The sequence below is a fragment of the Paenibacillus sp. FSL L8-0436 genome, assembly GCF_038593025.1.
Taxonomy (GTDB): Bacteria; Bacillota; Bacilli; order Paenibacillales; family Paenibacillaceae; genus Paenibacillus_AQ.
Map to the genome: position 1 here is coordinate 4,548,739 of NZ_CP151955.1, position 13,806 is coordinate 4,562,544.

The 13,806-nt window shown below is 49.1% G+C and carries 16 protein-coding genes and 1 tRNA gene; 4 read left to right on the plus strand and 13 right to left on the minus strand.

Translation table 11 applies throughout. From position 1 onward, the window contains the following. The first annotated feature begins 12 nt into the window (after positions 1-12). Positions 13-1,656 (plus strand): recombinase family protein, encoded by a 1,644-nt coding sequence (locus NSS79_RS20820; RefSeq protein ID WP_342435966.1) that lies wholly within the window; start codon positions 13-15, stop codon positions 1,654-1,656. Here NSS79_RS20820 and NSS79_RS20825 read toward each other — a convergent pair. The 11 genes from NSS79_RS20825 to NSS79_RS20875 all read right to left on the minus strand — a co-directional run bounded on the left by NSS79_RS20825 (position 1,613) and on the right by NSS79_RS20875 (position 10,652). Continuing rightward, entirely contained in the window at positions 1,613-2,956 is a 1,344-nt protein-coding gene (locus NSS79_RS20825; RefSeq protein ID WP_342435967.1) for an ATP-binding protein, read from the minus strand. The genes NSS79_RS20820 and NSS79_RS20825 overlap by 44 nt on opposite strands. Positions 2,957-3,152: 196 nt before the next feature. Next, on the minus strand, positions 3,153-3,662 hold the full coding sequence (locus tag NSS79_RS20830; protein WP_342435968.1) for a phosphoesterase: 510 nt from the start codon (positions 3,660-3,662) through the stop codon (positions 3,153-3,155). A 66-nt stretch (positions 3,663-3,728) separates the two neighbouring features. Next, positions 3,729-4,142 (minus strand): hypothetical protein, encoded by a 414-nt coding sequence (locus NSS79_RS20835; RefSeq protein ID WP_038593581.1) that lies wholly within the window; start codon positions 4,140-4,142, stop codon positions 3,729-3,731. Between the two features lie 134 nt (positions 4,143-4,276). Further along, positions 4,277-4,648, minus strand: a complete 372-nt coding sequence (locus NSS79_RS20840; RefSeq protein ID WP_342435969.1) for a YraN family protein — start codon at positions 4,646-4,648, stop codon at positions 4,277-4,279. Next, the gene (locus NSS79_RS20845; RefSeq protein ID WP_038593587.1) at positions 4,645-4,944 is read right to left on the minus strand and encodes an EscU/YscU/HrcU family type III secretion system export apparatus switch protein; all 300 of its coding nucleotides are present in this window, start codon (positions 4,942-4,944) and stop codon (positions 4,645-4,647) included. Before NSS79_RS20845 ends, NSS79_RS20840 begins: the two co-directional genes overlap by 4 nt. Continuing rightward, positions 4,941-7,259, minus strand: a complete 2,319-nt coding sequence (locus NSS79_RS20850; RefSeq protein ID WP_342435970.1) for a DNA ligase — start codon at positions 7,257-7,259, stop codon at positions 4,941-4,943. Before NSS79_RS20850 ends, NSS79_RS20845 begins: the two co-directional genes overlap by 4 nt. Positions 7,260-7,319: 60 nt before the next feature. Beyond that, complete coding sequence (locus tag NSS79_RS20855) at positions 7,320-7,931, minus strand: ribonuclease HII (RefSeq protein WP_342440415.1); 612 nt, start codon at positions 7,929-7,931, stop codon at positions 7,320-7,322. 219 nt (positions 7,932-8,150) lie between these two features. Then, positions 8,151-9,011, minus strand: coding sequence for a ribosome biogenesis GTPase YlqF (ylqF, locus tag NSS79_RS20860; protein ID WP_342435971.1), 861 nt, complete (start codon positions 9,009-9,011; stop codon positions 8,151-8,153). Between the two features lie 29 nt (positions 9,012-9,040). Continuing rightward, positions 9,041-9,661, minus strand: coding sequence for a signal peptidase I (gene lepB, locus NSS79_RS20865; RefSeq protein ID WP_342435972.1), 621 nt, complete (start codon positions 9,659-9,661; stop codon positions 9,041-9,043). Between the two features lie 217 nt (positions 9,662-9,878). After that, complete coding sequence (rplS, locus tag NSS79_RS20870; protein WP_038593601.1) at positions 9,879-10,223, minus strand: 50S ribosomal protein L19; 345 nt, start codon at positions 10,221-10,223, stop codon at positions 9,879-9,881. 141 nt (positions 10,224-10,364) lie between these two features. Then, positions 10,365-10,652 carry a hypothetical protein gene (locus tag NSS79_RS20875; protein ID WP_342435973.1) on the minus strand — a complete coding sequence of 96 codons (288 nt, stop codon included), beginning with the start codon at positions 10,650-10,652 and terminating at the stop codon, positions 10,365-10,367. 332 nt (positions 10,653-10,984) lie between these two features. On the opposite strand from NSS79_RS20875, the gene NSS79_RS20880 reads away from it, so the two are divergent. Beyond that, positions 10,985-11,995, plus strand: a complete 1,011-nt coding sequence (locus tag NSS79_RS20880; protein ID WP_342435974.1) for a DUF4097 family beta strand repeat-containing protein — start codon at positions 10,985-10,987, stop codon at positions 11,993-11,995. Between the two features lie 87 nt (positions 11,996-12,082). On the opposite strand, the gene NSS79_RS20885 is transcribed toward NSS79_RS20880, so the two are convergent. After that, positions 12,083-12,331: a hypothetical protein gene (locus NSS79_RS20885; protein ID WP_342435975.1), complete on the minus strand. Its 249-nt coding sequence runs from the start codon at positions 12,329-12,331 to the stop codon at positions 12,083-12,085. 211 nt (positions 12,332-12,542) lie between these two features. Here NSS79_RS20885 and NSS79_RS20890 point away from each other — a divergent pair, with 211 nt between their 5' ends. After that, entirely contained in the window at positions 12,543-12,740 is a 198-nt protein-coding gene (locus NSS79_RS20890) for a hypothetical protein (RefSeq protein ID WP_038593613.1), read from the plus strand. 162 nt (positions 12,741-12,902) lie between these two features. Here NSS79_RS20890 and NSS79_RS20895 read toward each other — a convergent pair. After that, a tRNA-Pro gene (locus tag NSS79_RS20895) sits at positions 12,903-12,976 on the minus strand. 198 nt (positions 12,977-13,174) lie between these two features. Here NSS79_RS20895 and NSS79_RS20900 point away from each other — a divergent pair. Then, positions 13,175-13,540, plus strand: coding sequence for a hypothetical protein (locus NSS79_RS20900; protein ID WP_342435976.1), 366 nt, complete (start codon positions 13,175-13,177; stop codon positions 13,538-13,540). Positions 13,541-13,806 lie beyond the last annotated feature (266 nt).

Genomic DNA, 13,806 nt, shown 5'->3' on the forward strand with positions numbered 1-13,806 from the left:
GAGGAAATATATATGCTTAATTTTACAAATGCATTGCATGAGAAAGATGTTGTTGTTTATGCCCGTGTATCTTCAGATGATCAGCAGGAACGAGAAACCATTGAAAATCAAATAGAATTTGCTCAGAAATATTGTGAGTTACATAAATTGAATATCGTGGGCTGGTACAAAGATGATGGAGTTACCGGCACAATTGGCCTGGATCAGCGTGGGGACGGAAAACAGCTGCTGCAGGATGCTAAGTCAGGACGTTTCAAAACCGTGCTAATCTACAACATGAAGCGTCTTGGTCGAAAGGCACGCGTCACACTTGATGCCATTTACCAGCTCGAAGAGCATGGTGTAAAAATCAAAAGTATGACTGAACCTTTTGATACTGGCGACCCAATGGGACGATTCATAATAACTGTTTTAGCCGGGCAAGCTGAGTTTGACCGTGACACTCTTCTCGACACATTATGGCATGGAGCGAATCGGCATGCTCGATTAGGGAAATGGCTTGGTGGAATTATACCCTTTGGGTACCGAGTCAATGAAGATAGATTTCTTGAAGTTAATGAAGAACCTCTACCTGGCAAACTTGATTTGTCTGAAGCAAGTATTATCAGACTGCTGTACCATCTGGTAGCTAATGAAAAAATGTCGACAGTTAAAGTTGCCGATTATTTTAATTCACTGCGAATCCCGCCTTCATACGTTGTGCATGGTCGGAAGGTACAGAAAGGTAAGCGCAAAGAAAATACAGCTGGTGTATGGAGTCCCGGACGAATCCGAAATATGATTGTTAATCCAACTTACAAAGGCATTCATGAATATGGAAGACGGGCAACTAGAGAAAGAGAACTAATTGTACGTGAGGTGGCTTCAATTGTATCTGTAGAAACTTGGGACCGAGCTCAACAAACTTTAAAAGATAATCAAATTGAAGCTTTCCGAAATCAGACCAGATTCTATTTATTACGCGGGATTATTAAGTGCGGATGCTGCGGATTAACATATTATGGTGGCGCCTTTAATGGACCTAAAAGGAAACAAAAAGCTTATTATATGTGCGGTGGAAAGACCGCATATAAGGGTCCTCTTCAGGGGAAATGTTATTCTAAGAACATTCCTGCAGAATGGATTGAGGACTTAACTTGGCAAGAATGCCTTCGTTTTATTAAGAATCCAGGGGAAGCTTTAAAGGAACTTGAAACAGGAATGGATACAAGAAAAACTTTCAAGGCTAAGTATATCGAGGAAAAATCAATGATCCTAAAAAGAATACAGGAAAAAGAACCTGAAAGACAAAGCATCCTTTCACTTTATCGTCAGAAAATGATCAAAGCAATCGACGTTGAAAAACAGCTACAAGATATTTTACTAGAAACGGAAGCATTAGAACGTCGCGTAAAAGAACTTGATAACTTAATGGACGCGGAGCAGGACCTGGCTTACCAATTTGATTCTGCTGAAGAGCTACTATCCGAATTAAGAGCGAAAATAGAAAATGATATTACTTTTGAAACGAAACGTGAAATAGTGAAAACACTTGTTGAAGAGATTATCGTGGAGACGATTGAGCCATTAGAGGGAGGACGTAAAAAAGCGATTGTGAATGTTCGTTATTCATTTAATAAATCCAGAGGTGTTCTACACACGGGCAAGGATTCATAGAGCAGGCCAGCAAAAATTGGGCGGGAAAGGTAAATGCAGCGCGGGCACGGCTGATCGTCACTACCCTGTCCTCCAAGGGCTGCCTCAGAACCTCTAGTACATTGCGCGAGAATTCCGGCAGCTCATCCAGAAAGAGAATACCTCGATGGGCTAAGCTGACCTCACCCGGCTTGGGAATCCCTCCACCGCCAATAAGCCCTGCCGCAGAGATGGTATGATGGGGCGAACGGAACGGGCGACCCCGCAGCAACCCGCTGTGGGCATCCTTAAGCTTGCCCGCCGCGCTGAAAATTTTGGTCACCTCCAGGGATTCACTGTCATTCAGCGGCGGTAGAATACTAGGAAGACGTTTGATGAGCATCGTTTTCCCCGTTCCCGGTGGCCCCATCAGGATAATATTGTGCATCCCCGCCGCCGCAATGGTTAAAGCCCGCTTCACATGATTTTGCCCTAGAACATCACTGTAATCCTCCAGCATACCGTTGTCTTCAGTTAAGACAGATCGTTCATACATCACTGCCGGTATATATTTCAAATGATCCAGCGTAAGCGCCATGACCGGAGGACGCTCACTGTTCGCAAGACCGCTGCTGACAGAAACCGGAAACGGCAGCGGATTTTGCAGGACAGTTTCCTTTGTCACAGCTACAGCTTCAGCAGCAGCCCATCCTACTGGCATACAAGATTTAGTTTCGACTGAGCCGCCCGATTCATCAACACCCATTGTATTCACACTTACTATTTGCTGCTCTACCCCGCTTCTCTTTGCGATGTCCGCCAGGTTCATTACCGATTCCTGTTCAGGCTGCGGCAGCTGCCGCAAATGCTCTATCGCATACACTGTGATCCCGCTGATTAAAGCGGCCTCTGCAGCGTTGCCCATTGGCACCAAGACAGCACGAAATCCGGCGCGCCGCGCTGCTTCTACCATCGGCAGCACACCTGTTACAGGGCGCAGGCTGCCGTCGAGCGCCAGTTCGCCGATCAGCAGCAGCTTTTCTGCCTCAGGCATAACCAGTTGGCCGCTTGTCGTCAGAATGCCCAGGGCAATAGCCAGATCGAATGCCGAACCTTCCTTACGCAGATCAGCCGGGGCTAAATTGACCGTAACACGCTGCTGAGGGTAACGATAACCGCAATTTTTAACCGCCGCACGCACTCTTTCCACAGCTTCACGAATAGCAGAATCAGGCAATCCAATGATATTCGTCTGTGGTAAACCGTTGGCCAGATCAATTTCAACACCGATCATCACACCCTCAATCCCATACAGGCAGGCGCTGTGCATTTTTCCATACATAAAAAAACACCTCTTCTCCTGAAATACGCCCAACATTGAGCGTTGTCGTTTCAAGAAAAAGGGTGCTTCCTCATTTTCCGAGATTATATTATAACCAGTATACAAATGATCTGCAGCCATGCGCAATAGCTGAACGGGAGATCACCGCTCCAGCTTATTTGCACAAATGTGAAAGGGCATTTAAAAGGGTAATGAATTAACCCTCTTCACTTACCACCACAGCATCCCTAATTTGCTCAAAAGAGAGCGGTTTGTAGCCCCAATGCTCCACACAAATATTAAAATGATTGTTTCCTTCATATTTCTGCCCATGAATATGACCATGCACATTCACGTAAGGCATATGTTTGTTCATATACATCGGTTCATGTGAAAGAAAGAAGAAATCCTTGTAGATCATCGGGTATTCACTAACCTCGTCGAAGCCCGCCTCCAGCCACCATTTGCGGCTTCGTCCGCGGTCATGATTGCCGAGAATCAGAATCTTGTAGCCGTTCAGTGAAGATGCTATCCCCGCCGTCGCTTCCAGGTTCATAAATGAAAAATCCCCAAGGTGAAATACCGTATCCCCTTCGCCCACCACGGAATTCCAGTTCTCGATCATCGTCCGGTTCATCTCCTCCACACCACTGAAGGGACGTGATTCAAAATCAATAATCAGCTTATGCCCAAAATGGTGGTCTGAGGTAAAAAATACTTTAGACATTTGTGCACACCCAACTTTCACGGAAACTCTGTACATTCTGATTTCTCAATTACGCTGAACTTATTTTTATTTACGCCATTCCCGTTTGTTGGAACGCTGGTTGGCATCCAGCTGAATCAATTCGGCGAGTGGCGGAACTTCTTCATGATCAATAAGCCATTTACGCATTTCCCTGATTGCCTCCACCTGTCCATTGCCCTTATCCCGCCAGGTTAGCAGCTCTATCACTTTAATAACCAGTGACAACAGGCTGCTGCTGTCGCTTTGGCTCTTTTCGGCCCGGATCTTTTGGATAAGCGCCTCATTCTCCCAATCAATCAATATCTCTTCGGCAATGGCTGGCCGCATAACGGTGAAGGTTTTGTTGCATTGGCTGCAGCAGACAACGGATAAAGGCTCTCCGCCTAAATCTACAGCGATCTTCTGTTCACATTCTTGGCATGTAAAACTTACTTGTATATCAAATGGTTGATTCCTCATGCGGACAACCCTCCTCATGGCAGCATTAAAAGTTACAATAATGTTTACCCATTTCCCTTAAGAAATGACCCATGACACGGAAGTAATGTCAAGACATAAGCTCTAATATGGACATTAAATCGACAAAAAACCACTTAAAATGCCTCGCGAATATGCCTAAGAGCAGCGATACTCGTATCGTCATTCAGTAAGACTGAAATCACATCAAAGGAGACCTGCCGTTCTTCCTGACCTGTGGCATGCAAATAGACCTCTGCCGTATTGCGCACCTGCCGTATTTTGCGGGTGTTCACAGATTCCTCGGGTGTCCCCTGCTGAGGGTTTCCGCTGCGGCTCCGTACTTCCACGAAGATCAGCCTGCCTTCAAGCTCAGTAATGATGTCAATCTCGCCGCTGCGGCAGCGCCAATTGCATTTTATAATATCGTAACCTTGGGAAGTCAAATACATTACAGCAGCTTGTTCAGCTGCTGTGCCTTTTTGTTTGCGGCTATACCGCCCGCTCACTTGAGCCTCCGCTCTCCTGCAGAACGGTCACTCTGGTAGATATAGCTTAGAATCTCCGCCACCAAATGATACAGCTCAGGAGGAATCTGCTGATCGAGGTCCAACTTCGACAGGACCTCCACCAATGCTGCATCCTCCTGAACAGCAACCCCGTTCTCCTTGGCCCGCTGCAAAATCATATCCGCCACAGCACCTTGCCCTTTGGCCACAACTACCGGGGCTTCGCTTTGGCCTGGAGTATATTTCAGTGCAACAGCCTTCTTAAGGTTCTGTGAAACTTCATTTGGCTCACTCATATCCGGTAATCGACTCCTTTGTAGGAGTCAGGAACATAGTCTGCCAGCTTGGACACAGTCTTCATACCGGATGCCGCAAGCGAGCCGGGCTCCGGCAAGGGCTCTGTGCGCAAGCTTAAAAGCTGGTAGCCTATTGACTCCACTGCGGATTGGACATCCTCCCGCCGATCCTCCAGCAGTTCAAGCACCCAAGGATCATTATTATGCACCTTGAGGCTTACGATCCGGTCGACCACTTGAACATCAACCAGCGTCTGTCCCAGCTGCTTCATGTCCAAATCGAACCAAAGCCGGCAGTTCGCTGCATCCAGCTCACCCTTGCGGCCACGCCGCGACTGAATATGGACAGAAGCCGTTTCCTGTCCATCCTCGCCCCTCAGCGGCAGAAACAGCGTCACCTGTGCGAACGGTGCCGTACGGTCCGTGTTGAGCAGCAGCTGCTGTCCCGTCAGCTGCTGCACAAGCTGGCCTGCGGCTTCCTTCACCGCAGGCGGCGCATCGCTGCTCATCACCTGCAGCAGCACGCCCTTCAGCGTGTCGGCGGCATCTTCACCCGCCGCACCGCCCTGCAGCGCCGCCAGCGGCAGCGCTGCCTCACGCGTTCCCGCAGCCGCTGGCACAGGCCGCGCCTCTGCGGCGGCTGCGAAGCTGCCGCGCACCGCCTGCTGCTCGTGCTCCGCGCCGAGCAGCTTCAGCACCCGCCCCACCCAGGACTCCGTGTCCTGGGTGACAGCGGGCCCCGGCTGCGGCGCTGACGCAGCAGCCGGGTTCTCCCCGCGCGGCGCTGACGCCGCGGGGGCCTGGGTTTGCCCCGCCTGCGTCAGCGGGGCTGCATTGCCCTGCGGCGGCGCAGCCGCAGGCGCTGGCACTGCCGCCGTTGGCGCAGCTAATGGCGCTGGTGCTGGCGTAGACGCTGGCGCCGGTGTTGGTGCCGCCGCTGGCGTTGGTGCTGCCCCTGGCGTTGGTGCTGCCGCCGGCATAGAAGCTGCCGTTGGCGCAGGGCTTCCGCCCGCAACGTTAGCGGGCGGCGAAGCGGCGAGCTGCGGCAGTGTGCCGCGCAGCTCGCTGAGCACGCCCTGCAGCTTCGTTAGCAGCGCCGTGCCGGACTGCTGCGCTGCTGGTGCACCGGCATTGCCTGCGGCAGCTTGCGCACGCTCCGGCTGAGCTGCGGTCCCCGGCTTTGCCGCATTCGCCGCAGGCTCCGCCTCTGATCCGGCAGATCCTGCACCGATTCGTACCGCTACAGGCTCTGCTCCACTCTCTTTCAGACGCGCCGCAGGATTCTGCGCGTCAGTTCCTTCAGCCGGACTCCCTGAAGCCGCATTTGCTGCCTTAGGGAAAACACCCGCGTCGGCAGATTCGTTGTCCGCCGGCACAGCCGCAGCAGTACCTGCCGCGTTCTTGGCTGCGGCATCAGGATTAGTACCTTCGGCTTCGGGTGTGTTCGCGGCCATCGCTGCCGCAGCCTGTTCACCCTTCCCTGCGCCAGCCTGCGCTGCCGTAGACTGCACAGCTGGTTTGGCCCCGTCAGCAGCTTCGTCCGGCATAGCAGAAGCCGCTAGGGCAGCTTTAGCCGCTGCCGGATCGACATCAAGCTCTTCGCCTGCCACAGCAAGACCAGTACCAGTATTGCCGGTAGAAGAAGGGGCAGCAGATCCGGAGGGAGCCGTAAGCTTCTCCGAACCACCTATGGCCTTTCCACCCTCCCCATCACTTTCCTTCTGTGCCCAGAGCGTAAGCTCCGTTTCAAGCTTGGTCAGCAATTCATGCAGCTTCGGACCAAACACAGCCTGCTGCAGCCCCTTCACGCTCTCTGCTGTCACAGGCAGTCCCCGTTTCACCGAGATCACTGCCGCTTCCAGCCACTCCGAAGTAGGCACGCCCTGCGGCTTGGCGTTCATCACCGCATCGAGCTTCGCCGCCGTCTCTTTGGTCAGGGGCAGGCCTCCTGATTGCATGGCCTGAATAATCTCCCGTCCTGCCTTGGAATCTGACAGCCCAAGTGATTCCAGTGCCTCCCCCATGCTCTGAGATGATGCAAGAGCTGATTCGCCAAGGGAGACCGGCTTCAATACGGGCAGCCCGCCCTCACCCGGAGGGGCAACCTGCAGATTTAAGGTTTGTCCAGGCTGCAGCGGAGTTTCCAGCTCCGCACGGACAGGCGTGCCTTGGATCTGTACGACCGCTTCTTTGCCGGATTCCGACACACTGAGGACTACACCACGAACGACCTGGCCTTCCTTCAGTTCCAAAGACTTGGCTTCTCCCGGTTTACTGTCTCCGAGCAATCCTCGAATCAAAGATCCGATATTCATGCCGTTTTCTCCTCCCTTCGTTTAATGTCTTCTTAGTATATCGACATTTGAGTTCTTTTTTTAAAATAACGTCTGCTGCTCCGCCAATATCCGGCTGATGAAGCTCCGCCGGTGCATAGGCGTTGGCCCCAGGGCCACAATTTGCTCGCGGTGAAGCTTGGTCGCGTAGCCTTTATGTATTTTAATCCCATAGTCCGGGTATAATTCCTCCCATAAGCCTTCACAGAGCCGGTCACGGGTCACCTTCGCCACAATGGATGCCGCAGCTATAGATTGACTATTGGCATCTCCTTTAATAATTGAACGCTGAGGAAGCGGCAGATCCACTTTTTCTGCATCAATTAACATGTAATCCGGCGTATGACTCAAGCCCTCTACCGCCTTCTTCATCGCCAGCCGCGAAGCCTGTTTAATGTTAATTTCATCAATCACCGCAGAGTCAACGTGGCCAACACTAACCGCCAGCGCTTGCTCCATAATGAGCTCAAACAAAACATCCCTCTTCTTGGCGCTCAGCTTCTTTGAATCGTCAACACCCTCTATAATAAGGCCTTCTGGCAATATCACCGCTGCGGCGACAACATCCCCGAACAGACAGCCTCTGCCCACCTCATCTACCCCGGCAATCCGGCAGAATGACTGCTCCCAGCCTTCTTTTTCGTATAACAACATATCTATAGTACTCACTGTTTATCCACCGCCAGTTTCACTTATATTCAGTCCTACTGCTGTTTAGCTTATCATATGAAGCCTTCAGGAGGCATCCCTCTTTAAGTTAATAACTAAAATTCTGCATAGGACCCGTTTCTATCATGCTCCAGAAACAAAGACAACAAAAAGAGCCACCCCAAAAAGTGGATGGCTTATAACCCAATCATTATTTTACTGTGCTTAAGGCGTCTCCAGGGTAAAGGTTCCAAGCTTTCCTGCCCGCAGTTCATGGAGTAACGTCCGTGACGCCTTCTCCAGATCCACACGTCCGCCACTGATGAGGCAGCCACGTTTACGCCCTATCGCTTCCAGAACGGCAACGATCTCATCGGGGTTCTCCAGATCCTCAGGAAGCTTATCAATCCCGAAGCGTTCCTTAAACCGGGAACCATAATCCTTGACCAGATATTTGACAGCATAAAAGGCGATATCCTCGACGTTCAGAATCTCCTCTTTAATAGCTCCGGTTACCGCAAGGCGGTAGCCTACATCCTGATCCTCGAACTTTGGCCACAGAATACCCGGGGTATCCAGAAGCTCCAGATTTCCGCCCGTTTTGATCCATTGCTGGCCCTTTGTGACCCCTGGGCGGTCACCGGTTGCAGCGATGCTCTTGCCTGCCATCCGGTTAATGAGCGTCGATTTGCCCACATTGGGAATCCCCACAATTAGTGCGCGCATCGCCCGCGGATTCATCCCCTTGGCAATTTGCCGATCAATTTTCTCCTTCAGCAGCAGCTTAACCTGTTCAGGAATTTCCTTCACACCTGTTCCGGTAGACGCATCTACAGGATGGGCGACATGCCCCTGGGCTTTGAAGTACGACAACCATTTACGGGTCGCTTCTGGATCAGCCAAATCTGCTTTATTCAGAATAATCAATCTCGGCTTGTCCCGTAAAATATCGTCAATCATCGGATTGCGGCTGGAAAGCGGCAGACGGGAATCAAGCAGTTCTATTGCAACATCTATCAGCTTCAGCTTATCCTCAATTTGCCGTCTAGCCTTCGTCATATGACCCGGAAACCATTGAATGGCCATTGCCGTCACCTCCTTTGACTTCTGTCAGCTTAATGGTTAATTACTGAAATGTCTTTGACCGGCCAAAAAATCAGATCTGCACGGCCTACAATATCGCCAAGCGGCACATAACCGATCATCCGGCTGTCTGTACTGTCTGAGCGGTTATCCCCCATTACGAATACATGTCCTTCGGGCACTGTGCCGTCAGTAAAATCTTCGTTAGGGAAATTTTTATTATTGTACAAAGCATTATTATTATGCGCTTCATCAATCGCGCCTTGAATATAAGTTTCGTTCACAGGTTCACCGTTAACTGTAACGACATCCCCTTCGACTTTCACCGTATCTCCAGCCACTCCAATTACGCGCTTGATGAAGTCCCTGCCCTCTGAAGGCACATGAAACACAATCACCTCGCCACGCTGCGGAGAGCGGATGTCATACAAGATTTCATTTACAATTACCCGTTCACCGGTATGGAAATTAGGCTTCATGGAAGGTCCATCCACAATAAACGGCTTAAATAAAAGCCACCGTATAAGAATTACCAGAACCAATGCAATGGCTATCGCTTTAATCCATTCCAATACTTCATTCTTCTGTTTCTTAGGGTTCTGTCCGCCGGACTCCACAATCTCCCCTTGTCCCTGCTGCAAATCCTGCTGCATAATTCACCGTCCTCTCTTCATCCTATATTCACTATACAACACAAAAAAACTCCTGCCAAAAACTCCTCCACGATTACTCCTTCAGGAGGCCTTTTCGGAGAAGCTGATCCTAAGGCAACTATTTTAATGTCCATTATTGGGGTCGAGAAGAACCGGATATAGCAGCAAGAATAAACGAAAGGGGCTTGAACTCAAGCCCCTTTCCTTTGTCACTATTCTAGCGACGGATTTCTTTAATTCTTGCAGCTTTACCGCGCAGTTCACGAAGATAGTAGAGCTTCGCACGACGAACTTTACCACGGCGAGCCACTTCGATTTTCTCGAGTTTAGGCGAGTTGATTGGGAAAGTTCTTTCCACACCAACACCGTAAGAAATTTTACGAACCGTAAAAGTCTCACCAATTCCACCGCCGCGACGTTTGATTACAACGCCTTCGAACAACTGGATCCGTTCACGAGTTCCTTCGATAACTTTTACGTGTACCTTCAAAGTGTCACCCGGGCGAAAACTCGGGATATCTTTGCGGATTTGTTCTTGCGTAATTGCTTGTAGGATATTCATTTAGGACTTCCTCCTTCCGTACAGGTGTTCATGCCTCTTCCGGAGAGACCATCGCTCTCCCTCATTATCCGCAGAGGACCACCGTATTCCACACAACAGAAATAATAATAACATAAAGAGTAGGCTAATACAACTATATTTTTAGAGCGGCAGCATATCCTTCTTTTGGGCTTTGGCTTTGCAATCCTTGCATAGTCCGACTACGCTTCCATTATCCTGGGCATAAAAGATAAGTTTGCCGTTTCTCTTCTTGCATGAGGAACAGAGCTGATCCGTGGAACTCTGCTTAGCTTTCCGGTGTCTGTCCATCGAGATCACATTGCTGGCCGTTGCAGTCTTTGGACTTCCGGCCCTCTTATGCCGTCTGTTAAACAGCCAGTAAACAACCACAACAAATAACAATACGATCAGGATTGCTGCATATCGCATCAGGCTCATCCGCTCCCTTGACTTTTCACAGTCAAAATAGTAATAGACCGCCCTTCGTGGTGCCTGAGAGTCGGTCTATTTTCTGCTGCCAGGCTCCGTTACACTTCTACACTTCCATTGCTCGGATTTCCAACCCGCCGTTTCAGCTTTACTGAACCTATCATCTACAGCTAATTTTAACACAATCGTTTATTGATTTGTAGTCGCGCCCATAGGTACTGGACTTTAGTCCAGCACAGCAACCGGTCTCCAGCCTGTTATTCAATTATTTACCATAATATATAATAACGATTATACATAAGCAATATACAGACTTTTAGGAGGGGCTCCATTTGAAAAAAAATTATAAACCAGCAAAGATTGCAGCACTGGCTGTTTTCTCCATTGTACTATTAGCCGGCTGCAGAGAACTGCCTGGCAAGGAAGCTGCCGATAATCAACTTGAACAGCGTTTATCCGGCAACTCCCAACAGGAAGTTGCTGACAGTAATGGGGAGTTTGAAGAATTCTCTAGTGAACTCGGGCAGGAAATCAGTGAAGCAGCAACAGATTTAGGGCAGGATATCGGAGAAGCCATGGAAAATGTGCATCAAGCTGTTCAGAATACTGCGTCCGTCGTGGCAGAACAGATCACAGCCGACAGTGTCAGCAAAGAACTTGTTGCCACCTCGAAACCAGGGTCCTCCTCTACACTTACCCTCGACAATGCAGTGGGTGAGGTTGAGGTCATCTCCACTACAGGAAATACCGTCAACGTAACCGCTACTATCGTAGCCCATCATGCCTCCAGCAAATATGCTCCAGAGTTGTTTGATAATGCTGAAGTATCTGTAAAAATTAGCGGTGACGAGCTTAAAGTATCCACCTACGCCAAGGACAGTCCCAAAAAGGATTTATGGTCCTGGGCGCACAAAAAATACGGCTATTCAGATTTCAGCATCAACTACCTGATTGAGCTTCCAGCCAGTGTCGACAGATTTGAAATCAATAATGATGTAGGTTCTATTGAGCTGAACCAGTTGCAGGGAACCTTTGACATTTCGAGCGATGTTGGAGCCATCACACTCCGGGATGTTGAAGTCACCGGCAAGTCCAAGGTAGAGACAGATACCGGAAGCATCGAGCTAAGTATCAATGAGATGAAAAACAGCAGCAGTCTCAAAGCTAAAAGTGACATAGGTAAAATATCCGCCTCTTTGGACAGCAGTCTCAAATGCACCGTGGAGGCCTCCAGCGAGCTTGGACATATTTCCGGTACAGGTTCCGGCAAACTTGATTTAAACGGGGGTGGACCGCTATTGTCCCTATCCACGGAAATCGGCTCCATCTCCATACAGCACTAAAATGAAAGATACCGAACCGAATATCTAAATTTACGTATATATGCAAAAAGTGGGCTTCCCAGATTAGGGAGGCCCACTTTTTTGCCTTTAGATCAGCGCGATTGCCAGCAGTGTAAACAAGCTTAAAGTTAAAATTTCACTGCCGTACCCGTAAAAACCGCCGTAATAATTGCCTGGGTAAAATGCCGAGGTTTTCATTTTTCCGTTGCCCTTCGTTTTCAGATAGACATTGTTACGATCCACATCCACGATGATACCTTCATGCTGTTTTCCATCGGTTGTCAAAATCCGTACCCTTTTGTTTTTACATTGCAGACAATTATAATATGCTTCCACCCGTAACTCCTCCTTTACAGTAGTGATTTATTCTATGACTGGAGGGATTAGCCGGTAACGGCTAAGTTACCATTGTGAAATATATGTGAAATAAATAACTTGTGAACAATGTGTGTCTTTTTCGTTGAAAAAGGTTTATAATAAGATTACAAACAGTAAAGCGCTTACGGGCTTGTATATGTACTAATCCGAACTTAAGGAGGCAGGAATCATGAGTACAGCAGGGAGAAATTTCATTAACGAGGGAATACTGCGCATCGCCTTGTTCCTAATCTTTGCATCACTTACTTACACAGTAAGAAACTACGTCTGGGCCATTATCGTGCTCACGGTTGTTGCATTATATGCATTGGTTACTGGGATCATAAAGCTTACCCGCAGTGACAGTGAAGTACTAGAACGACGATAACCAAGTGGAAACGGCTTTGCCGTCCTCAAAAGGACGGTATCCGTTTCAGTAAGAAATAGAAGGATAGTTTATAACGTGAAGCATATAAATTCTTATATTTGGACAAAAAACCGCTTCATACGGAATCTTGATTCCGTATGAAGCGGTTTTTTTAGTGTCGTATCGGAGTAACAGGATTTGAACCTGCGACCTCACCCACCCCAAGGGTGCGCGCTACCAGGCTGCGCTATACCCCGACGGCTACTCCGTAACTTCCGCGCCATTATCACGTTCTGCCAACGATTGCCCATACGGTCGTCACAGCTTTTACCAATCTCGCGTTTATTATAGCGTATGGCCGTGCACCTATGCAATAAAATAACGCGCACCTGTACAAACTTGTTCACATGCGATATAATGCGAACATACATTCGTAATCGAACGGAGGCACTGTAATGTCCGCAACACGCAACTCACCCGCATCTATCACCGCAGAAGTCTGCAACTTCATCCGTCCTTACACGATCCTTCCGATGGTGAAAGCCGCATTCGAACGGGACTCCCAGATATTCCTCTCGATGCACACACTTGACCCGTACGTCGCGTGGCTGACACAGGCCCGGGAAAGATTAACGCAAGAAGAGCTCATGATAAAGGCGCAGGCACGTCAGAGCGGAATTAGCATTATAGAAAAGCAGCACGTAGATGGCACGCTGCGGATTCGTTATCAATGCCAGGCTGGCATCAGTGACTTAGCGATCCCGGATGCCGAGGTTGCAGAGGAAGCTGCGGACCTTATGCGGCGGCTATTGACGTTTTAAAACGAAAACAAGCGCAGATCTCCGAGTTCTCATCAAAACAATGCTTTCTTCTGTGAAAATAGTTTTTTAATATATTCTTAAAATTTTATAGATTTTTAAATTACGTTATGCTATACTCTTGGCACAAGGAAAGGAGGTGCGTTCACATCAAGCATGACATGCTGAACGTATCCCTTACCCGGACCAACGGCTGAACAACTGGCTTTGGTGGCGCGGGATACGGATCAAGGTAACAAAACAGCGCCTCGGGTAGAGAGACCGTCTTC